The sequence below is a fragment of the Paramesorhizobium salinisoli genome, from assembly GCF_003335045.1.
Taxonomy (GTDB): Bacteria; Pseudomonadota; Alphaproteobacteria; order Rhizobiales; family Rhizobiaceae; genus Paramesorhizobium; species Paramesorhizobium salinisoli.
This window is the reverse complement of the sequence record NZ_QOZG01000001.1, coordinates 69,339-90,187: the sequence shown is the minus strand read 5'-3', so window position 1 is coordinate 90,187 and position 20,849 is coordinate 69,339. Positions and strand designations below refer to the sequence as shown.

Here is a 20,849-nt window from a genome sequence, read left to right as displayed (position 1 = left end):
GGCGGTCCAACCGTAAAGCCGAACCGCCGCATCATTCCGTCTGTGTTGTCTGCTATTTCCTGCGTGTTCCCGGTTTGCGGGGACGTTTTACAGGCATCATTGTCTCGGCGCCGCCCGCGCCCGCACCGCCGATGTCGGAGGCCAATTCCGGCACAGCCGCGGAAAAATTGTCGTTGGCATCCGCAGCCGATATTTCGACATTTTCTCCGGGCCCGTCGGGCGGCGGCAATGCCTCTTCCTCAGTCAGATCGTTGAGTTCGCGGCGCGCCTGCTCCCAATGGAGATGCTCGCGGCCCGTTGGACGACCTTCCTGTTCCCAAATCTCATAGGCTCGCGCCTTGATCTGCTCTTCTCTTCCGGATTCCATTCCAGCCTCCTCCCAAGTTCTCCCATTTCGCTAATAATATTTTCGGTGTCAGAAAGTTCCATGCACCCCGGCTGGTGCTCTGTCGCCCCAGTCGCGCCATCGCGCGTTATGGCGATTGCGCTAGAGAGGCAAAAGACCCATCTTTACGCAGACGTGAGGTGACCGTGCCCATCGTTTTCCAGGCCGGTCGGCACAACCCTGTTGTGCCGTCTGCTACGAAACGATACGAAACCGGAAAATCCGCCGTAAATGCCTGAACAAGATTGAAGCGAAAATGCCTGAACAGCGCAATAAATACGAGGAGTTCAAGCTTTCCATCGCCCCCATGATGGATTGGACGGACAGGCATTGCCGTTTTTTTCATCGCCAGATGACGCGGCGCGCGCTTCTTTACACCGAGATGGTGGTGGCCGATGCCGCCATCCAAGGCAATCGCGAGCGACTGCTTGGCTTTTCCGCCGGGGAACATCCCGTGGCGCTGCAATTGGGTGGTTCCGATCCGGTGAAACTGGCTGAAGCGGCGCGGGTTGGTGCTGATTTCGGCTATCGGGAGATCAACCTGAATGTCGGTTGCCCGTCGGACCGCGTGCAATCGGGTACGTTCGGGGCCTGCCTGATGAAGACGCCTGATCTGGTCGCCGCCTGCGTAGAGGCGATGAAAGGCGCTGTTGATATTCCCGTTACCGTCAAATGCCGGATCGGCGTCGATGACCAGGACCCGGAAGTGGCGCTCGATACGCTGGCGGGCGGTGTGATCGATGCGGGGGCGGATGCGCTGTGGGTGCATGCGCGCAAGGCCTGGCTGCAGGGGCTGTCGCCGAAGGAAAACCGCGATATTCCGCCGCTCGATTATGCCAGGGTCTACCGCCTGAAAGCGGGATTGCAGAGTCATTTCATCGGCATCAACGGCGGTATTCAGATACTTGATGAGGTTGTGGGCCATCTCGATCATGTCGATGGCGTCATGCTCGGCCGCGCGGCCTATCATAATCCGGGGCTGTTGATCGATGTGGACCGGCGGCTCTTTGGCGACACGCATGCGCCGGTCGAGATCGCTATCCTTATCGACATCATGTGCGACTATGCCGACCGGCATATCGCCGATGGCGGCAGGCTTTCGCATGTCACTCGCCATATGATCGGGCTTTTCCAGGGCGTGCCGGGCGCCCGGCGCTGGCGGCAGGTCCTGTCGACCGATGCGGCGCGGTCCGACGCGGATAGCGGCGTCATCCGCAAGGCTTTTGCGGAAATCGGCGAAAACGCCGCCGAAGCGGCTGAATAATCAGTCTGAAAGAACCAGTTCGTCGCCGCGAACGGAGAAACCGTGCAAGGTTTCCAGAAAATTCATGCCGAGCAGGCTCCCGTCCATGCGGTTGTCCTGCGCAACCAGTGCGCGGATGTCGTGACGCTCGATGTCGCCAATCTGCAGCGTGGCGAGCCTGACCATGGCAGCGCTCGTGGTGCCGTTTGCGGTCATGATCGGGACGGAATAGGACAGACTGGCGGTATTTATCCCTGCGCGCTTTGCATCGCCGCTGGAAAGGATGACCATCGAGGCGCCGGTGTCCACCAGGAACGAAACGCCTGCGCCATTGACTTTGCCATTCACCTGGAAATGTCCGTTGGCGGCCTTGGCGAGCGTGACTGTCAGACTGCCGTCGCTGCTCCTGTTTGAAATCGCGCTGCCAGGGATGAGGCCGGCCGTCACGCGGTTCGCCACATCCTGCAACTCATAGCGATACTGGTAGCCGGCAACGAGCGCGAGGATGATAACCACCCAGATGGCGATGCTGCGGGCAAAATCGCTGAGCCTCATGCCTGAACCAAGCAGCGCCGCAGCGATTACGATGCCCCATATGCCGAGATAGGCGGCATTGGCGAAGGCGTCGTTGGCCATGCCAAGGGTCGTGCCGCTGTCATTGTTGGCCATCAGGAGCAGAGTGACGCCGCCGATGAGCGCGATGATGATCCAGAAAAGACGGTTCATGTCTCGTTTCCCTGTTCCAGCCTGCTGCTGCGCGCCATGCGCGTGCGCCGGGTCTCGCGTCTCGGCTTGCGTTCCACTGTTTCGAGACGGGCGGCAAGATTTTTGGTAATTTCGCGACGGCACTCCGGGGTCATCACCGTCCATGCGCCGATTTCATCGATCGTGCGGCCGCAACCGAAGCAAAAGCCGGTCTTTACGTCTATTGAGCAGACGAGGATGCAGGGCGATTCGATCATGCTCATAGGGTTGCGCGACCTTTTTCTCGACAGGGCTTTCTTCTTCAATGTGGTCGTATCACATCAGCATGACAAGCCCTGTCAAAAGCGTCACTGCGGCGATCTGCTGCGCAGCGCCCAGCGTGTCGCCGGTCTGACCGCCAATCTTGAACGTGCAGAGATTGGCAAAGCCGAATGTGGCCGCGCCGCAAAGAAGGACTGCAATCAACAGGCTGCCGATGCCGCCTACCGGGATATAGGTGACGATCAGGATAAGGAAACCCGCGAGAAGCGCGGTATAAGTGGCGGAATCGTCAGGGATGCCGGCGCCATCGGCCACGCCGCCTGGCCTTACCGAAGGCAACATATGCCAGAACTGCACCAGGACGGCCCGGCTGGCCGCTTCCGTGCCGATGAGGGCGAGGGCAGCGAAGCCCGCGCCTGCATGCTCGACGATGGCCGCCAGAAGCAGGGTGCGCAGGGCGACCGAGATGACGAGCGCAAGCGTTCCAAACGTGCCGATACGCGAATCCTTCATGATTTCGAGACGCTGCTTTTCCGTGGCGCCGCCGAAAAAGCCATCGGCCACATCGGCCAGTCCATCCTCATGCAGGGCGCCGGTCACGATGGCGAGAACGGCAATGGCGATGAGGCTGGCGACAGCGGGGGGCAGGTTGAACAGACTGGCGACGAGGAGGGCGAGGGCGGCAGGCAGGGCGATCACCGCGCCGGCCAGGGGAAAAACCCGGCTGTTCGTCGCAAGCGAGCCGTTCTGACCTGCAAACCAGGCCTGAGATATAGGCAGCCGCGTCAGGAAGCCGAGCGAACGCACTATCTCCGCCAGAAATCCGTCTGTACTCATGATGCTGTTCTCCATTCCCATTTTATCTTGGACTGGGCGAGGGGCTGCGACGGCATGTGTCGCCTTCGTCATTTGAATTTTCGCAGCAGGCGCTTATAGGACTTGCGCGAGACAATTGCCATCAAACCTTGCCAACAACTTTGCCATCAACCTTGCATGACAGGATACAAAGACGTGACAACGACCGGCCTGCCTTTCGACGATTTCCGCGAACTGATCCGCAACCTTCCCGGACCGGACGAACGCGCCGCGCAGGCCGTGCGCCAGCGCGACGCGGTGCTGACCAAGCCGGCTGGTTCGCTCGGGCGGCTCGAGGAGATCGCCGTCTGGCTCGCCGCATGGACGGGCAGGGCAACACCGCAGGTGACGCGGCCGCTCGTGGCTGTCTTTGCGGGCAATCACGGCGTCACCGCCAAGGGCGTTTCGCCCTATCCTTCCAGCGTGACGGCGCAGATGGTCGAGAATTTCGCGGCCGGTGGCGCCGCGATCAACCAGATGTGCATCGCGAATGATCTGGGCCTGAAGGTGTTCGACCTCGCGCTGGAGCATCCGACCGGTGACATTACCGAAGAAGCGGCGATGGACGAGAAGACCTGCGCGGCGACCATGGCCTTCGGCATGGAGGCAATTGCAGGCGGCACGGATCTGCTCTGCATCGGCGAGATGGGCATCGGAAACACGACCATCGCGGCGGCGATCAGCTGCGGCCTTTATGGCGGAACGGCCGAGGAATGGATCGGCCCCGGGACGGGTGCGGACGGCGACGGGCTGAAGCGCAAGGCAGCGGCGGTGCGGGCGGCGGTGGAACTGCATAGGAGCCATCTGAAGGATCCGCTGGAACTCATGCGCCGTCTCGGCGGCCGCGAAATTGCTGCGATGGCAGGCGCCATTCTCGCCGCGCGCATGGAAAAAGTGCCCGTGATCATCGACGGCTATGTCGCGACATCGGCGGCGGCCATCCTGCATGCGGCCAATCCCGCGGCGATCGACCATTGCCTTTTCGGCCATGTGTCTGCGGAGCCCGGTCATCGCAAGGTGCTGGAGAAGCTTGGCAAGAAGCCGTTGCTCGATCTCGGCATGCGGCTCGGCGAGGGAACAGGCGCCGCGCTCGCCGCCGGAATCGTCAAGGCGGCGGTGCTCTGCCATACGGGGATGGCGACCTTCGAGCAGGCAGGCGTCAGCGGGAAGGCGAACTGAGTTGGGTGGGGCTTTGAGTGGAGACGCGCCTGCCGGTCAATCCGAATGCGCCCCTACGCGGGCTCCTTATCAAGCGACATGTAATCCAGCGGCAGCTCGGTGGTGTATTTGATCTGCTCCATCGCGAAAGACGACGAGACGTCGCGGATGTCGATCTTGGCGATCAGGCGCTTGTAGAATGAATCGTAGGCGGCGATGTCGGGGACGACGACGCGCAGGAGATAGTCGATATCGCCGCTCATGCGATAGAATTCCACCACTTCGGGGAATTCCGTCACCACTTCCGAAAAGCGCTTCAGCCATTCATGGCTGTGCGAACTGGTGCGAACGGAGACGAAAACCGTCACCCGCGCATTGATCCGCATGGGATCGAGGATCGCCACCCGGCGCTTGATGACGCCGTCTTCCTCCAGTTTCTGGATGCGCCGCCAGCACGGGGTCGTCGAAAGCCCGACCTTCTTGGCGACGTCGGCGACTGCAAGCGTCGCGTCTTCCTGCAGCAGCCGCAGAATTTTCCGATCCAGTCTGTCCATGGCATGGCCTCTTATGAAAATAGAATACCCTTATGCCGCAATAATCATAGAGTATCCAAGAATGTAGTTCTACATATACAGGGTACAAAGGGAATTATTTTTTGTTATTGGTCAATTCTCGAACATGGCGCCTGAGTTCGGGCACGAGTTCGCGGTCGAACCACGGATTGCGCTTCAGCCAGCCGCTGTTTCGCCAGGAGGGATGCGGCAGGGGGAGAACGATGCGGCCTGCCTCTGCAGGAGTTTCCAGCGATGAACGCCAGTCGAGGACAGTCTGCGTCATCGAGGCCTTGCGCCGGCTGCCCATGTGATAGGCCTGCGCATATTGCCCGATGGCGATCACGAGTTCGATCTGCGGCATTTCGGCGAAGACGCGATCATGCCATGTCTCCCGGCATTCCCTGCGCGGCGGCAGATCGCTGCCATGGGCATCGTAACCCGGAAAGCAGAAGCCCATCGGCACGATGGCGAAAAGGGCTGGATCGTAGAACTCATCCCGGGTCACGCCCAGCCATTGCCTGAGCCGGTCGCCTGACGGGTCATTGAAGGGCAGGCCTGTGTTGTGCACGCGGACGCCGGGCGCTTGCCCGCAGATGGCAATACGCGCCGTTCGTGACATCACGCAGACCGGACGCGGTTCATGCGGAAGGGGTTTACCGTAAAGGGGTGAATGGCGGCAGAGACGGCATTGCGCGATCTCGTCCCAAAGCGCAGCCATATCTTCTCCGTGCATTCCTTGTCTGTTCAAGCTCCTTTTCCCACCTTGTCGTATAAAGTCGTTATCAGGTTCTTTAGCCAGAGATAGAGTTCTTCCGTGTAGGTTTCGAGGGGCGAGGGGATGCTGTGCGGCGTTTCGTCCGTGCCTTGATGGGCTCTTCGCCAATCCTGCGGGCGCTCGAAGCTTCCGGCCCAGATGCCGCGGTTTTCTCTGCGCGCCGCAGCTTCCTCGTCGGTATAGCGGCCATAGGCGACAGCCCAGCCCTTCTCCACCATGCTGCGGTTCAGGTCGATCTCACCCACCCGGCAGTCGCCGAGCAGCCTCCTGTATTTATCATTGGCCGCGCCAGAGCAGCGCACCGTGCGTCCGCCGATCAATGTTTTGAGCAGATTGCGGGCTTCTGTGCCGCAGGCGTATTCGCCCTGATGGCGGCGGCATATCTGCTTCATTTCCGGCGCGTCGATCCCCTGCAGGCGTATATGCCGGCCGCCGATGATCAGCGTATCTCCATCGATGGCGTAGGCCGATCCCTCGATCGGCTCACGCTCTCGAGGAGGAATATCCAGCCGTGCCACGACGAGTGCGACCAGAGCGAAGAAGGCAATCGTCAGCAGCCAGTCCAGCAGCCGGCGAAAGCGTGATCGCTGCGGCCGGGGTCCCCGCCATCTGCCGCCCCGGTAAGTGCGCCTGAATGCGTTCCGCACGTCTCTCATTTCGGGTTAACCACCGGCAGCAGGAAGATCGCTGCGCGTTTACCATCTAATTCTAACGTAAAACTTGAGGTTCTTTTAATCATTGCTCAATATTCTTTCGCGCATGAGTAATATTCTGGCTGCAATCCCAGGCTGTGGAACCTAGCGCGGAACTGCTGAAATGGCGTCATCCTCCACGCTTGTCGACAAGAATATCGTTGATCGTCGCCGCGTCTCGCGCAATGCCGAGCTCGCGAAAGCGGTGCGGAAGACCCGCGACCGCCTGCTCGAAAAGTCCGGACAGGCGAATTATGAATATGAGATATTACTGATATATTCGCGCGCATTGGCTGCAAGTGCTGTTTCCGTTGGAATTCTTGTGCTGGTCGTGGCTGTTGCAGGCTTCCTGCTCGGTTTCGACAGGCAAATGTTTATCTGGGGGCTTCTGACGGTCGGCTGTTCCGGGTTTCTGGCGCTGGCGACGCACAGGTTCAACCAGACGCCACCCGACCAGATCAATCTCAGGCATTGGAAAAATATCTTTCTCGCCGGCCATGCGATCACCGGTATTGGCTGGGCCTATTTCGCCATGATCCGCTGCGGGGCGTGTGGCGTCGAGTTCTTTCCCTTTGCACAGGCGCTGGTCCTTATGGTGGCGATGGCGGCAACCGCGATCATTTGCTCGGCATTGCGCGGCGCGACGATTGCCGCATTCGCTTTGCCGATCGCTGCCTACAGTCTTTCCTCCAGGACGGAACTCGCCCCCGCCTTTCACGGCACGACGGTGGTGATGCTGATCACCGCACTGATATTCTTCACTTACATCGCGGCCCACTTCAACCGATCGGCACGCATGACGCTTGCTTTCCAGAGCGAGAAGGATTCACTGATCGCCGAACTGGAAACGGCCAATGCCATGTCGGACGAGGCGCGCCGTCGAGCCGAGGAAGCCAATCTCGCGAAATCGCGGTTTCTGGCTTCGATGAGCCATGAATTGCGCACGCCGCTCAACGCGATCCTCGGTTTTTCCGAAGTCATGTCGAAGGAAATCCTGGGCGGGATGGGGAATGATACCTACCGGGACTATGCGCGCGACATCCACACATCAGGCCAGCACCTTCTCAACCTGATCAACGAAATCCTCGATCTGAGCCGTGTCGAAGCGGGGCGCTATACGCTCAATGAGGATGCCGTGCGGCTGGTGGATGCGGTCAGCGAGAGCATTCACCTGATGCAGATCAAGCTGCAGAAGAAGAACATCAAGCTGGTGGAGCATTTCGAGCAGAATTTGCCGCTCTTATGGGTCGATGTCCGCTCCGTCAGGCAAATCGTCCTCAATCTGCTTTCGAATGCGGTGAAATTCACCCCTTCGGGCGGGGAGATCCAGGTCAAGGTCGGTTGGACCGCAGGCGGTGGCCAATATATATCGGTCCGCGACAATGGGCCGGGCATTCCGCAGGAGGAAATACCGATCGTGCTGTCGGCCTTCGGACAGGGCAGTATCGCCATCAAGAGCGCGGAGCAGGGCACCGGCCTTGGCCTGCCCATCGTACAGGCGCTGATGGCCATGCATGGCGGCGAATTCCGGCTCTATTCGAAACTGCGCGAGGGCACCGAAGGGCTAGCGATCTTCCCGGCCTCGCGGGTCATGGAAGCGATGCCTGCCGTCAAGACGAAATCCCGCGAGCAGAAATCCCGGACGAACAAGCAATCGCGTGCGGCCTGACCGGGCGCAGGTCTACCGGCGATACGTCTCCTACATCTTCGTTCTGGCGGCAATCCGCTCCAGTACTTCAGCTGTTTCCAGTTCCCTCACCGCATCCTTGCCGATCCAGCGTGCAGTCCTGTCGCTTTCCTCCGCCAGACGTCGGGCCAGCGCGAGCGCCTGTTCGTGGCAGGCGAGATTGCGTTTGCCGATATTGCGCAGCGCCCAGTTGACAGCCTTCTTGACAAAATTGCGCGGATCTTTCGCATGGAATTCGATGAGCGGCAGCCAAGCGAGGATCGTCTCGTCCGGCTCCTGCTTGAGATGCACGGCGGCGCTGGCGATCATGGCGAAGGCGGTGCGGCGGACGAATTCGCGCTCGTCGACAGCGAATGCGGGAACGAGTTCCTGCTCCAGCCGTGCCTTGACGAATAGGTCGGCGGCCGCATCGACGATTTCCCAGGAGTTGAAACCTGCCGCCCAAGACCGGGCTTCCCCCACAGTCAGCAGCTTCGGTTCGGTGGTATAGAGCGCCAGTATCCGCGCCTCGCGGATGCCGCTCTGCCACAGCTCTGTCGCCCGCGCGTGATGGCGTTTCGCCAGCCGCGCGATCCTCCGCATTTGCGGGGTGGGAATACCGAGCGCCGTGTCCGTGACGATGCCGAAGCGCCCCATGCCAGCGATGTTCTCCTGCGAGCGGAGCGTCTGGAGATGGGCGATCAGATCAGCGGCGCTCGATGAAGGCGCGATCATTTTTCGAGGCGCGCCAGGAGCGAAGACGTGTCCCAGCGGTTGCCGCCGAGTTTCTGCACGTCCTTGTAGAACTGATCGACGAGCGCAGTGACAGGGAGGGACGCGCCGTTGCGGTCGGCTTCCTCCAGGCAGATGCCGAGATCCTTGCGCATCCAGTCGACGGCAAAGCCGAAATCGTATTTTCCGGCATTCATCGTCTTGTAGCGGTTTTCCATCTGCCAGGAGCCTGCGGCGCCCTTGGAAATGACGCCGATCACCTTTTCGATATCGAGACCGGCCTTCTTGCCGAAGTGAATGCCCTCGGACAGTCCCTGGACCAGGCCGGCGATGCAGATCTGGTTGACCATCTTGGTCAACTGGCCCGCTCCTACTGGTCCCATCAGGCCGACGGCGCGCGCATAGGCCTCGATCACCGGGTTTGCCCGCTCGAAAACCTTTTCATCGCCGCCGACCATGACGGTCAGCACGCCGTTTTCGGCTCCTGCCTGTCCGCCGGATACGGGTGCGTCGAGGAAATGGAAGCCGCGCTTTTCAGCCTCCGCCGCCAGTTCACGGGCAACTTCGGCAGACGCCGTGGTGTTGTCGATGAAAATGGCGCCCTTCTTCATGGTGGAGAAGGCCCCGTTCTCGCCGATCGTTACCGAGCGCAAATCGTCATCATTGCCGACGCATGAGAAGATGAAATCCTTGTCCGTGGCGGCTTCTGCGGGTGTCGGAGCGTGCTTGCCGCCGAATTCTTCGGCCCATTTTTCTGCCTTGGCCGGCGTGCGGTTATAGACCGTCACATCGTGCCCGCCGCGCGTCTTGAGGTGGCCGGCCATCGGATATCCCATGATGCCCAGGCCGATGAATGCCACTGTTGCCATTATCTCTATTCCTCTTCAATAGTGTGGGAGCGCTGTCACGTTTGCGAAATGCGTCGGGGAGGAAACTAAGACAATGCGGCGGATCATCAAAGGTCTTTTATGGGTCGTATTTTCCCTTATTCCCCTCGCATTGCTCGCCGCCGTGATCATCTATGTCTGGATTGCCCGGTCTGTCGCTCCGGAAAGCGGCGAGGCGCAACTGGCGGGGCTTGGTGCGCCCGTCACGGTTACGCGCGACCGGAATGCCGTGCCGCATATTTCAGGCGCCTCGATGGAAGATGTCGCCATGGCGCTTGGCTTCGTCCATGCGCAAGAGCGGCTATGGCAGATGGAGGTCGCTCGCATGGCGGCACAGGGCCGGCTTTCCGAGATATTCGGCGAGGCGACCGTCGCTACCGACATGTTCCTGCGCACAATCGATGCCTATGGCGCAGCGGCTGATTCCTTCAAGGTGCTGAATGCCCGGGACCGGGGCGTTATCGAAGCCTATGCGCGCGGCGTCAATGCCTTCATCGACCGCAACGATCGGCCTTTCGCATCGAAATTTTCTCCCGAATTCGTCCTGCTCGACCGCAAGCCGGAACCATGGCAGGCCACCGATGTGGTCGCTGCGGTCAAGATGATGTCCGTGACGCTCGCCGCCAATATCGGCGAGGAGATGGAACGGCTAAAATTCGCGCGGCTTGGGATGAGCAACGCGGAAATGAACGATCTGTTGCCGCCGCTCAGCGAGGATACGCCGCCGCACTTGCCGGATCTGAAGACGCTGCTTGGATTGGCCAGCGGGCCGGTCAATGCGGCGCTTCCCAACGAGCAGCAATTTGCCGCGCTCGACGGCATAATGGGGCAGGGCGCGTCCAATAACTGGGTACTCGCCGGTACGAAGACCGAGACGGGCAAGCCCATGCTGGCGAATGACCCGCATCTGGAGTTCACCGCGCCTTCGCTCTGGTATCTGGCGCATCTTCAGGTGAAGGCTCCTGGGGGCGAGACGCGCAATCTCATAGGTGTCACCCTGCCGGGAACGCCGCTGGTGTTTCTCGGGCGCAACGACCGCGTGGCCTGGGGTTTCACCAATACCGCGGCGGATGTGCAGGATATCTTCGTGGAGCGGATCAACCCGGATAATCCGGATGAATATCTGACGCCTGAGGGCTATCGCCCCTTCGACAAGCGGACGGAGACGATCCGGGTGAAGGACGAGCAGGATGTGACGTTCGAGCGCCGCGCCACACGTCACGGTCCCGTCCTTCCCGCTAATTACCGCGGGCTGCAGCGCTATCTGCCCCAAGGTACGGTTCCGGCGCTGCAATGGACGGCGCTTGCCCAGGATGACACGACCATATCGGCGGGGTTCCGATTGTGGGACTTCCAGTCCGTCGAGGCGTATCTGGACGGAATGCATGATTTCGTGACGCCGATGCAGTCGATGGTGGTGGCGGATGTCGATGGCAATATCGGCCTGATCGCGCCTGGGCGCGTGCCGGTGCGCGATCCGGCCAACCAGATCATGGGTCGGGCGCCTTCGCCCGGCTGGGACGCGATATACGACTGGAAGGGCTATATTCCATACGAGGATCTGCCTCGCCAATACAACCCGACGCGCGGCGCCATTGGCACCGCCAACAGCAAGATCGTCGATAGCAGCTATGCGCCTTTCCTCACCTTCGACTGGGATGAGGCGTGGCGGCGCGACCGCATCGCCACATTGATGCTCGACAGCAATGTCAAGCAGACGCTGGAAACCAACCGGCAGGCGCAGGGCGACGATTATTCGCCGGCCTATGCAGCGCTCGGCCCCGTCATGCTCGGCCTCGTCGAAGGACGCAGCGACGTGAATGCCGACGATATCCTGGCTCTCAAGCGATGGGATTATCGCGAGGACAAGTCGCGTAGCGAACCGCTCATCTTCGAGGCATGGCTGCGGTTTGCGACGAAACGCATCATCTCGGACGATTTGGGCGACGCATTTCCGGGGTTCTGGCGGGCGAGGGCGACTGCCATGCTGCGCTGGCTTTCGCCCGATGCGGCGCGCGACTGGTGCGACGACGGGCGCACGCCGGAACGGGAGAGCTGCGGCGACGTATTGGCGCTGGCTTTGAAGGACGCGGAGTCGGATCTGGAAACGCGCCTCGGCTCCGACCGCAGCGCGTGGAACTGGGGCGCACTGCATTATGCCTATGGCGCGCATCGGCCTTTTGCGCGGGTCAAGCCGCTCGACCGGATATTCGACGTCAATGAGCCCGCGTCGGGCGGCGCCTATACGCTCGACCGCGGCACGCCCAACTGGAACGACGAGGCCAATCCCTACCGCGCGACGCATGGCACCAGCTATCGCGGAATATTCGACCTGGGCGATCTCGACCGCTCGACCTATATCCAGACAACCGGCCAGTCCGGCAACGTGCTGTCAACGCATTACAGGGACATGGCGGAACGCTGGGGCAATATCGAGGCGTTCACCATTCCTGCATCCGAGGCCGGCTATCAGGATGGAATGCTCGGTACGTGGAAGCTGTTGCCGAAGAGATGACGGCGCTGTTTACGTCAGCGGCGTCATCACGCTTTTGCGATAGGCAGGACGCTGCTTGAGCCGCTCGTACCATGCCGCAATGTTCGGCAATTGCGGCCGGTCGATCGGAAGTTCGTGCCAGGCATAGATGAAGATACCGGGCGTAATGTCGCCGATGCCGAATTGGTCGCCGGACAACCATTGCTGGCTGGATAGGTGTTTTTCAGGAATCTCGAGGGCCTTGGCAACGGCGGCGATGCCCTGCTCGAGGATGGCCGGGTCGCGCTTGTCCTCGGGCAGCCGGACCAAGTGCCAGATAATGTCGCGGAAAGGTGCGGCGAGGGTTGTGCTTGCCCAGTCCATCCATTTTTCCGCGTCCGCGCGTTTCGCGGCATCATCGATCCACAGCGTGCCGCTTCCGTATTTCGCGGCGAGATAGCGGACGATCACATTCGATTCCCAGAGAACGAAGCCATCATCTTCAAGCACCGGAACGAGGCCATTGGGGTTGAGCGCGCGGAACTCTGGTGTATCGACCAAGCCATAGGCGCCTCCGGCTGTGATATGTTCATAGCCGAGGCCGAGTTCGTCGGCTGTCCAAAGCGCCTTCTTGACGTTGGTCGAGTTGGTTCTGCCCCAGATTTTCAGCATGTTTGGCTTCCCGAATAAGATTTGTTCACTCTTGGTGGTAGAGCATCCTTTGCTCGGACGCGCGTGCGGCGCTCTAACGGACGAGATGGCGTGTCAGGCGGCGTTCTATCCAGTTCCATAGATTGCGAATCAGCTCCACCATCACGAAGTAGATCACCGCTGCCCAGAGATAGGTCTGGAAATCGAATGTTCGGGCATAGGCGCGCCGCGTCTCGCCCATCAGATCATAGATCGTGATGATCGCGACGATGGCTGAACCCTTGAGCAGCAGGATGAGTTCGTTGCCGTAGGGGCGAAGTGCGACGATCAGCGCCTGCGGAAGGATCACTTTCCAGAACGTGACCCGCGTGGGCAACCCGAGCGCCGCAGCACCTTCCCATTGGCCAATGGAAACGCTCTTGATGGCGCCGCGCAGGATTTCGGCCTGATAGGCGGCGGTGTTCAGCGTGAAGGCGAGAATCGCGCAGTTCCACGCGTCGCGGAAGAAGAACCAGAGCCCCAGTTCCTGCATTTGCGGGCGGAGCGAACCGAGCCCGTAATAGATGAGGAAGGTCTGGGCGAGAAGGGGAGTGCCGCGAAAGAAATAGACATAGCCTGTGGAGATGGCGTGCCAGAAGCGGTTCTTCGACAGGCCTGCGATCGCGATGGGGATGGAAACAAGCGCTCCGAGCAGGCTGGAGATCGCAACCAGGATAAGCGTGGTCTGCAAGCCGGACCAGTATTTCGGGGCGTAGGTCTCGAAAAGGTCGATGCGCCAGGAATTGTAGAGATAAATTGCGAGGCCGATGAAGAGCGCCAGCCAGAGACCGACGAGGGCGTAGCCCACGACACGCGTGCCGGTCCATGGGTGGGGAAGTGCGGGAGGTCGCAGGACTGTCTCGGCAGCGGGCGCCGTGGTGTTTCCGGTCATGGTCATGCGCGCTCCTTCTCCGTGTCCTGGCTTTGATATGCCCAGTTCTCGATGCGGGTGATGAAGAAGGACGAGATGATGGCGAGGATGAGATAAAGCAGGCAGGCCGTGCCGAAGAACAGGAAGGCCTCCTTGGTCACGCGCGCCGCAACGCCGGTCTGGCGCAAGATGTCGGCAAGACCGATGACAGAAATAAGGGAGGTGTCCTTGAGGAGAACCATCCAGAGATTGGCGAGACCCGGCAGCGCGATGCGGACCAGTTGCGGCAGGATGATCTTGCGCATGGTCAGCCAGTTAGACAGGCCAATGGCATAGCCCGCCTCATACTGTCCCGCCGGAATGGCGCGGAAAGCGGACAAGAAAACCTCGCTCGCATAAGACGAGAAGACCACGCCCAGCGCCAGCATTCCGGCGGCGAAGGAGTTGATCTCGATCGTAGCGTCAATGCCGAGCATCGCGACGACCTTCTGAAGGCCGATCTGAGCGCCGAAATAGACGAGGAAGAGCGTCAGCAGTTCCGGCAGTCCGCGAAAGACGGTCGTATAGATGCTGGCGGCAAGCCGGAGCGAGGGTTCCTTCGATTGCTGCCCCACTGCGATAAAGAAGCCGATCAGCAGACCGAACGGCAAAGTCGCCAGTGCGAGCGATATGGTGACGAGCACGCCACTGGCTATGCTCCTTCCCCAGCCTCCTTCGCCGAAGCTCAGAAGCGCTGCATAATGCTCCATTCGCCTATTCCTTTTCGGGGCCGCTGAAAAACCTGGTACGGGAACCCCTACAGCGTCGCGGGTCCTTTAGACCGCGCAGGGAACGCTGTAAATCATTGAATCTGCGCACCGTGCTTTCAGTGCTCGATTCTGTCGAGCCGATGCGCCGGTCCTTTTCCGGAGAGACGGCGGAAGCAAATTCCGCCGTCTCTCTTTATTCAAATATCGGCAGCCGTCGGATCAGTTCTCGCTGCCATAGGCGTCGAAATCAAAATATTTGTCGTTGATTTTCTTGTATGTGCCGTTGGCGCGGATGGCTTTGATCGCCTCGTTGAACTTCGCGACGAGCTCAGGGCGTTCTTTCCTGATGGCGACGCCCGCGCCAGGGCCGTGGATTGCTTCGACCGGGGTTATCAGGCCGACGATCTTGCAGCAGGCCCCATCAGGGGTCTTCAGCCATTCCGTCAGCGTGACGCTATCGTCATTGACGGCATCGAGACGGCCGTTGACGAGGTCGAGGCGATATTCATCGGCAGTCGGATAAGACTTGATCGTGCTGTCGGTGTAGGTCTTCTCCGAATAATTGGCGTGGGTGGTCGAGCCCTGTACGCCGATGGTCTTGCCGGCCAGGTCTTCCTTGGTCACGCCCTTGATGTCGGTATCCTTCGGGGCCGCGATAGCGGGAGGGGTGTTATAATATTTGTCCGAGAAGGCGACCTGCTTCTTGCGCTCGTCGGTGATCGACATCGACGCGATGAAGGCGTCGAACTTGCCGGCCTGCAGGGCGGGAATGGCGCCGTCCCAATCCTGGGCGACGAAGGTGCATTCCGCTTTCATCTCATCGCAGAGCGCCTTGGCGATATCGATGTCGAAGCCTTCGAGCTTGCCGTCTGGCGTCAATGTGTTGAAGGGCGGATAGGCGCCCTCGGAAGCGATGGTGAGCTTCAAAGGCTCCTGTGCCCCGGCAGCGGCTCCCATCGTCAAAACAATGGCGGCTGCGGACGCTGCAAGAGCGAAACGCTTCATGATACGCATTTTATACCTCTCTGTTAAAGCCCGGCTGTTCCCCGTCTTCTTTTCTGGCTCAGCCTTCGGGCGAAGGTCGCGGTGCCCGCGCCTGGGCACGGATATTCCCACCATTTCTATTGCAAAAGCAACAGGTAATAGCGAGCAATTGAATGGGGTCGGTCATGTGAATTCAACGGCCAGTCGTCGCAATATTATTGCGTGATATCCGCGCGTCCGGCAATTTGAGGAAAAAATGCTCAGCGCAGGCCGCTTTGCGTTTCGACGAAGTCGGCGATTCGCGCGACATCATCCAGATTGAAAACCGGTACGGTTTCATCGGCAACAGGATGGTCGCTGGCGACGGCGACGATGTTCGGGTCGGTTGCCGAAAGCCGATCGCCCTTGCGGCCATCGGTTCTGCGCGTCTCGATCTTGAGGTGGGGTTCGCGCTTGTAACCTTCGACGATGATGAGATCGCAAGGGGCGAGCCGCTCGATGATTTCATTGAGCGAAGGCTCGCTTTCCCCCTGCAACTCATGCATTAGCGCCCAGCGACGATTGGAAATGATGGCGACTTCGCCGGCGCCGGCCTTGCGGTGACGGAAGGAGTCGGTGCCTTCGTGGTCGATGTCGAAATCGTGATGCGCGTGCTTGACAGTGGAGACGCGCCAGCCGCGGCGCGTCAATTCCTCGACGAGGCGGGCCGTCAGGGTCGTCTTGCCGGAGTTTTTCCAGCCGGTGATGCCGAAAACGCATTTTTTCATGGTGTTCATGAGCGCATTTTTGTCAGTAATTGCTCGGCTTGCGCAAGATCCTCTTGGGTATTGATGTTGAAGAAGGGATCGACCGCCAGGCCCGTCCCCGTCTCAAGCGGATCGAACTCTACTTCCGTAATGCCGTGGCGTTTGGCCCACACGCTGACTTTCGGCTTTTCGCCGCTGACCAGAAAGGCAGCCAGATCATTTTCGAGCGCGATGGGCCAAAGCCCGAAAACCGGGTGGATGTTGCCGCCGGACACGGCCAGGACGATGTTGTCGGGTTCTTTGAGTTGGCGTGTCAGGCGCGCTACGAGGTCGGTGGGGAAGAAGGGCGTATCGGCAGCGACGGTCACGATATGGCTGGGCCGTGAGGCGTCGTCCATGTGACTGGCATAGCGCATCGCCGCCTGAACGCCGGCAAGCGGGCCCTGATGGCCTGCAATGGCGTCCTCCACGACGGGCAGGCCAAATTGATAGAAGCGGGCGGGATCGCCATTGGCATTGATGATCAGATGCTGGAGTTGCGGGCGCAGCCTCTCGATGACACGGGCAACAAGCGGTTGGCCGCCGAGCAGCATCAGGCCCTTGTCGCCGCCGCCCATGCGCTGTGCGCGCCCTCCGGCGAGGATCACGCCCAGCGGTTTGCGAAACGCGTTTTCCGTCATCATCTAACCGTCTTTGCCATGGCTTTGCGTAAGCTCCCCCCGGCTGCGGCGGCTGACCACGCTTTCACGGTACAGCATATAGATGCCGCTCAGGACGACGATCGCCGAGCCGATGATCATCGGCAGATCGGGAATATCGCCGAAAATCAGGAACCCAAGCAATATTGCCCAGAGAAGGCTTGTGTAGCGGAAGGGAGAAACGAAGGATATCTCACCCTCGCGCATCGCCAGGATGATGAAATGATAGCCGATGAGGAGCAGGATGGCAGCGACCATGAGAAGGCCAGCTTCGCCCCAGCCGACCAGCGACCAGCCGCCCATGGGCACGATGAGCGCTGCGCCGGTCAGGGTGATAGCCGACGAGGTGAGGGCCGATATCATCAGCGTCGGTATGGTATCCGGCACCCGTCTTGTCGCCAGATCGCGACAGGCCGTGAAGGCGACGCCGACCAGAAGCATCGCGGCATAAGGATTGATCCCGTCGGCGCCGGGACGCACGATGATCAGCACGCCGACAAAACCCGTGGTGATCGCCAGCCAGCGACGCCAACCGACCTGTTCCTTGAGGAAGATCGCCGCGCACATTGTGACAGCAAGTGGAACGGACTGGAAGACGGCCGAAGTGAACGCCAGGGACAGATGCACCAGCGCGACGAGGTAGGTGATGGTTGCGCCCATTTCACCGACAGCGCGCAGGAGAATCATGGGGTGCAGCGTCTTGCGCAGTGGAATCACAGCCTTGCGCTGCATGGCGATGATCAGGATCACCGCCGTGGCGAGCGCGCCGCGCAAGAGCATGATCTGGCCGGTGTTCATGCTTTCGGAGAGAAATTTCGTGATGGAATCGTTGGCGGTGAAACTCGCCATGGCGAGCATCATGAAAATACAGCTGCGGACATTGGGGGAAAGCGCCAAGATGATGATTCCGATTGATCATTCATTTATCCCGCCGCGTGAGGCCGCGCGACTGAAATATTGGCATTTCAGAATATGGAATGATCTTTTCTGCCGCTGAAACAGGCAGCGGCGGATCAGCCGCCGGTGACGCTCATATGGCGTGATACGGCAGGGCGGTTGTGGCGGCGGTCGATGATGAAATCGTGGCCCTTGGGCTTGCGGCCAATGGCCTCGTCGATCGCCTGGGAAAGCAGGGCGTTGCCTTCCGATGCGCGCAGCGGCGCGCGCAGGTCGGCTGCGTCTTCCTGGCCGAGGCACATGAAGAGCGTGCCCGTGCAGGTAATGCGCACGCGGTTGCAGCTTTCGCAGAAATTATGGGTTATCGGCGTTATGAAACCGAGCCTTCCGCCGGTCTCCTGCAACTCGACATAGCGGGCAGGGCCGCCGGTCTTGTAGGGGATGTCGGTCATGGTGAATTCGCGCGCAAGCGAGGCGCGCAGCATGGAAAGCGGCAGGTACTGGTCGGTACGGTCAAGGTCGATCTCGCCCATCGGCATGGTCTCGATCAGCGTCATATCCATGCCGCGGCCATGCGCCCAGCGGATCATCTCAGGGATTTCGTGCTCGTTGAAACCCTTCAGCGCGACGGCGTTGAGCTTGACCTTGATGCCGGCGGCCTGTGCCGCATCTATGCCTTCGAGAACGCGGCCGATCTCGCCCCAGCGGGTAATGGTACGGAATTTTTCCGCATCGAGCGTATCGAGCGAGACATTGATGCGCCTGACGCCACATTCGGCGAGTTCAGCCGCATGGCGCGCGAGCTGCGAGCCGTTGGTGGTCAGCGTCAATTCTTCGAGCGCGCCCGAGCGGAGATGGCGGGAGAGCTCGCGGATCAAATGCATGATATTCTTGCGAACCAACGGCTCACCGCCCGTAAGCCGCAATTTGCGCACGCCCTTTTCGATGAAGGCGGTGCAGAGGCGGTCTAGCTCTTCAAGGGACAGCAGATCCTTCTTCGGCAGGAAAACCATGTTTTCCGCCATGCAATAGGTGCAGCGGAAATCGCAGCGGTCGGTCACCGACACGCGCAGATAGGTGATCGCCCGGCCGAAGGGGTCAATCATCGGCGGTTCGGTGCGAATGGCGCCCTGATCTGCCGGATGGTTCAATAGCATCTCGTCCAAGAACAACTCCTCCTGAAAAACAGAGATAAGATGTCGGCGGGGATGTGTCCAGTCACAAGGACGACAGGGAGGGGCGGGAACCGGCTTGCCGCGTGCGTCCAATCCGCCTATCACGATCTGGCCGCCTATCACGATCCGCAAGCAGCGGCAGGAACAGGAGAACGTCATGGCTGGTGTCTGGCCCAAGGAATTGCGCGTCTCGCCAAACCGCAAGACCCTGACGATCAGCTTCGACGATGGGGAGGTCTATGCACTTCCCGCCGAGATGCTGCGCGTCCTGTCGCCCTCGGCGGAAGTGCAGGGGCATTCGCCGGAACAGCGGGTGACGGTCCCCGGCAAGATCAATGTGACCATATTGAAGGTCGAGCCGATCGGCAATTACGCCGTGCGCATCACCTTCGACGACATGCATGATACCGGGCTTTTCAGCTGGACCTACCTGAGAGAACTCGGACGAGAGAAGGAAAGCCGCTGGCAGGCTTATCTGGACGAGCTGGCGGGGAAGGGGCTCAGCCGCGAGGGCTGAGCGATCAGGAGGCGATATGACCATTATCAGGACTGTCGAGGAACTCGAAGCGCTCTACGGCAAGCCGGGCGAAGCATCGCTCGTCAAGGAAATCGACCACATCATCCCGGAATATGCGGCCTTCATCGAGGCTTCGCCATTTGTTGCGCTGGCAACTGCCGGCCCGGAAGGGCTCGATTGCTCGCCGCGCGGCGATCTAGCGGGCTTCATCCGCATCCATGACGAGCGCACCTTGATGATGCCGGACCGGCACGGCAACAATCGCGCCGATTCGCTGAAGAACATCATCCGCGATGGCAGGATCGGCCTGCTCTTTCTCGTGCCCGGCTCGGGAACCACGCTGCGTGTCAATGGCCGCGCCTCGATCTCCGTCGATCCGGAACTCTGCGCTTCCTTTGCTGTGCAGGGGAAAGCAGCGCGGTCGGTGACGGTGATCGATGTCGAAGCAGTCTATTTCCAATGCGCGCGGGCGATCCACCGCTCGGAACTGTGGAATGCAGAAAAGCATGTCGATCCGAAGGCCCTGCCGAGTCCCGGCCAAATCCTGGCCCGCACCAGCGGCGCGGGTATCGACGGCGAGGCTTATGATGCGGCGTGGCCCGGCCGGGCCAAGGCCACCATGTGGTAGGCGGGATCAGAGAAGACCTTATTCTTCCTTCAGCATCTCGCTGATGCGGCGCATCATGTCGCCCATCCTGTCGCATTCCTCCGGCGTCGACTGGTTCATGACGCGGTCGATCAGCGTGGTATAGACCTCCAGCGCCTGCATCAGCCGTCTCTCGCCTTCATCGGTCAGGTAGAGGCGCAACACGCGCTTGTCCTTGCGGTCGCTCTCGCGCCGCAACAGTCCTTGCGCCTCAAGCTGGGGCAGGAGCATGGTCATGTTGGAGCGGCCGACCAGGAGCCTGCGGGCAAGGTCATGCTGCGACTGGCCGGGATGGCGGTAGAGATTGATCATGGCGTCGAGCTGCGCGATCTTGAGATCGAGCGGCGCCAGCGCGCGGGTGAGCTCGCGCGCCACAGCCTTTTCGGCGCGCATCATCGCGACCCAGTTCTTGAAGCGCGGATTGTCCCAGGGAAACGACTTCGGAGTATCTTGCTTTTTGTTCATTCTTGTACAATATTGTTCATGGTTG

At 60.4% G+C, this 20,849-nt stretch carries 24 protein-coding genes; 6 read left to right on the top strand and 18 right to left on the bottom strand.

Annotation, left to right across the window (positions count from 1 at the left end; translation table 11 throughout):
• Positions 1–52: 52 nt before the first annotated feature.
• Positions 53–367, bottom strand: a complete 315-nt coding sequence (locus tag DUT91_RS00435; protein ID WP_114438417.1) for a DUF2934 domain-containing protein — start codon at positions 365–367, stop codon at positions 53–55.
• Between the two features lie 274 nt (positions 368–641).
• Here DUT91_RS00435 and dusA point away from each other — a divergent pair, with 274 nt between their 5' ends.
• Positions 642–1,649, top strand: coding sequence for a tRNA dihydrouridine(20/20a) synthase DusA (gene dusA, locus DUT91_RS00430; RefSeq protein ID WP_114438416.1), 1,008 nt, complete (start codon positions 642–644; stop codon positions 1,647–1,649).
• Here dusA and DUT91_RS00425 read toward each other — a convergent pair whose 3' ends face one another.
• The 3 genes from DUT91_RS00425 to DUT91_RS00415 are packed head-to-tail and all read right to left on the bottom strand — an operon-like array spanning position 1,650 to position 3,431.
• Entirely contained in the window at positions 1,650–2,354 is a 705-nt protein-coding gene (locus tag DUT91_RS00425) for a TIGR02281 family clan AA aspartic protease (RefSeq protein WP_114438415.1), read from the bottom strand.
• Entirely contained in the window at positions 2,351–2,596 is a 246-nt protein-coding gene (locus DUT91_RS00420; RefSeq protein WP_114438414.1) for a DUF1289 domain-containing protein, read from the bottom strand. Before DUT91_RS00420 ends, DUT91_RS00425 begins: the two co-directional genes overlap by 4 nt.
• Positions 2,597–2,648: 52 nt before the next feature.
• Positions 2,649–3,431: an adenosylcobinamide-GDP ribazoletransferase gene (locus DUT91_RS00415; protein WP_114438413.1), complete on the bottom strand. Its 783-nt coding sequence runs from the start codon at positions 3,429–3,431 to the stop codon at positions 2,649–2,651.
• A 174-nt stretch (positions 3,432–3,605) separates the two neighbouring features.
• Here DUT91_RS00415 and cobT point away from each other — a divergent pair, with 174 nt between their 5' ends.
• On the top strand, positions 3,606–4,628 hold the full coding sequence (gene cobT, locus DUT91_RS00410) for a nicotinate-nucleotide--dimethylbenzimidazole phosphoribosyltransferase (protein WP_114438412.1): 1,023 nt from the start codon (positions 3,606–3,608) through the stop codon (positions 4,626–4,628).
• Between the two features lie 53 nt (positions 4,629–4,681).
• Here the strand turns inward: cobT and DUT91_RS00405 are convergent, their stop codons facing one another.
• The 3 genes from DUT91_RS00405 to DUT91_RS00395 form a co-directional block, all read right to left on the bottom strand.
• The gene (locus DUT91_RS00405; RefSeq protein ID WP_114438411.1) at positions 4,682–5,161 is read right to left on the bottom strand and encodes an Lrp/AsnC family transcriptional regulator; all 480 of its coding nucleotides are present in this window, start codon (positions 5,159–5,161) and stop codon (positions 4,682–4,684) included.
• 94 nt (positions 5,162–5,255) lie between these two features.
• Complete coding sequence (locus tag DUT91_RS00400) at positions 5,256–5,879, bottom strand: uracil-DNA glycosylase family protein (protein WP_245419419.1); 624 nt, start codon at positions 5,877–5,879, stop codon at positions 5,256–5,258.
• A 26-nt stretch (positions 5,880–5,905) separates the two neighbouring features.
• Positions 5,906–6,592, bottom strand: a complete 687-nt coding sequence (locus tag DUT91_RS00395; RefSeq protein ID WP_114438409.1) for a thermonuclease family protein — start codon at positions 6,590–6,592, stop codon at positions 5,906–5,908.
• Between the two features lie 160 nt (positions 6,593–6,752).
• On the opposite strand from DUT91_RS00395, the gene DUT91_RS00390 reads away from it, so the two are divergent.
• Complete coding sequence (locus DUT91_RS00390) at positions 6,753–8,297, top strand: sensor histidine kinase (protein ID WP_114438408.1); 1,545 nt, start codon at positions 6,753–6,755, stop codon at positions 8,295–8,297.
• A 30-nt stretch (positions 8,298–8,327) separates the two neighbouring features.
• On the opposite strand, the gene DUT91_RS00385 is transcribed toward DUT91_RS00390, so the two are convergent.
• Positions 8,328–9,029: a DNA alkylation repair protein gene (locus tag DUT91_RS00385; RefSeq protein WP_114438407.1), complete on the bottom strand. Its 702-nt coding sequence runs from the start codon at positions 9,027–9,029 to the stop codon at positions 8,328–8,330.
• Positions 9,026–9,895, bottom strand: a complete 870-nt coding sequence (locus DUT91_RS00380) for an NAD(P)-dependent oxidoreductase (protein WP_114438406.1) — start codon at positions 9,893–9,895, stop codon at positions 9,026–9,028. Before DUT91_RS00380 ends, DUT91_RS00385 begins: the two co-directional genes overlap by 4 nt.
• 73 nt (positions 9,896–9,968) lie before the next feature.
• Between DUT91_RS00380 and DUT91_RS00375 the strand changes: the two genes are divergently transcribed.
• Positions 9,969–12,428 (top strand): penicillin acylase family protein, encoded by a 2,460-nt coding sequence (locus DUT91_RS00375; protein ID WP_114438405.1) that lies wholly within the window; start codon positions 9,969–9,971, stop codon positions 12,426–12,428.
• Positions 12,429–12,437: 9 nt separating this feature from the next.
• Here the strand turns inward: DUT91_RS00375 and DUT91_RS00370 are convergent, their stop codons facing one another.
• The 8 genes from DUT91_RS00370 to moaA form a co-directional block, all read right to left on the bottom strand.
• Positions 12,438–13,058 carry a glutathione S-transferase family protein gene (locus DUT91_RS00370; RefSeq protein ID WP_114438404.1) on the bottom strand — a complete coding sequence of 207 codons (621 nt, stop codon included), beginning with the start codon at positions 13,056–13,058 and terminating at the stop codon, positions 12,438–12,440.
• A gap of 73 nt (positions 13,059–13,131) precedes the next feature.
• Entirely contained in the window at positions 13,132–13,968 is an 837-nt protein-coding gene (locus DUT91_RS00365) for an ABC transporter permease (RefSeq protein WP_200834883.1), read from the bottom strand.
• Between the two features lie 2 nt (positions 13,969–13,970).
• Positions 13,971–14,696, bottom strand: coding sequence for an ABC transporter permease (locus DUT91_RS00360; RefSeq protein ID WP_114438402.1), 726 nt, complete (start codon positions 14,694–14,696; stop codon positions 13,971–13,973).
• Positions 14,697–14,915: 219 nt separating this feature from the next.
• A complete protein-coding gene (locus tag DUT91_RS00355) occupies positions 14,916–15,710 on the bottom strand; it encodes an ABC transporter substrate-binding protein (protein WP_114438401.1) in 795 nt (264 codons plus the stop codon).
• Between the two features lie 230 nt (positions 15,711–15,940).
• Positions 15,941–16,447: a molybdopterin-guanine dinucleotide biosynthesis protein B gene (gene mobB, locus DUT91_RS00350; RefSeq protein ID WP_114438954.1), complete on the bottom strand. Its 507-nt coding sequence runs from the start codon at positions 16,445–16,447 to the stop codon at positions 15,941–15,943.
• Between the two features lie 5 nt (positions 16,448–16,452).
• Positions 16,453–17,109, bottom strand: a complete 657-nt coding sequence (gene mobA, locus DUT91_RS00345; protein WP_245419417.1) for a molybdenum cofactor guanylyltransferase MobA — start codon at positions 17,107–17,109, stop codon at positions 16,453–16,455.
• Positions 17,110–18,021: a DMT family transporter gene (locus DUT91_RS00340; protein ID WP_114438400.1), complete on the bottom strand. Its 912-nt coding sequence runs from the start codon at positions 18,019–18,021 to the stop codon at positions 17,110–17,112.
• A gap of 116 nt (positions 18,022–18,137) precedes the next feature.
• Entirely contained in the window at positions 18,138–19,178 is a 1,041-nt protein-coding gene (moaA, locus tag DUT91_RS00335) for a GTP 3',8-cyclase MoaA (protein ID WP_114438952.1), read from the bottom strand.
• 175 nt (positions 19,179–19,353) lie between these two features.
• On the opposite strand from moaA, the gene DUT91_RS00330 reads away from it, so the two are divergent.
• On the top strand, positions 19,354–19,713 hold the full coding sequence (locus DUT91_RS00330) for a gamma-butyrobetaine hydroxylase family protein (protein WP_114438951.1): 360 nt from the start codon (positions 19,354–19,356) through the stop codon (positions 19,711–19,713).
• A gap of 16 nt (positions 19,714–19,729) precedes the next feature.
• Complete coding sequence (locus DUT91_RS00325) at positions 19,730–20,341, top strand: pyridoxamine 5'-phosphate oxidase family protein (RefSeq protein WP_114438399.1); 612 nt, start codon at positions 19,730–19,732, stop codon at positions 20,339–20,341.
• A gap of 18 nt (positions 20,342–20,359) precedes the next feature.
• Here DUT91_RS00325 and DUT91_RS00320 read toward each other — a convergent pair whose 3' ends face one another.
• Entirely contained in the window at positions 20,360–20,824 is a 465-nt protein-coding gene (locus tag DUT91_RS00320; protein ID WP_114438398.1) for a MarR family winged helix-turn-helix transcriptional regulator, read from the bottom strand.
• Positions 20,825–20,849 lie beyond the last annotated feature (25 nt).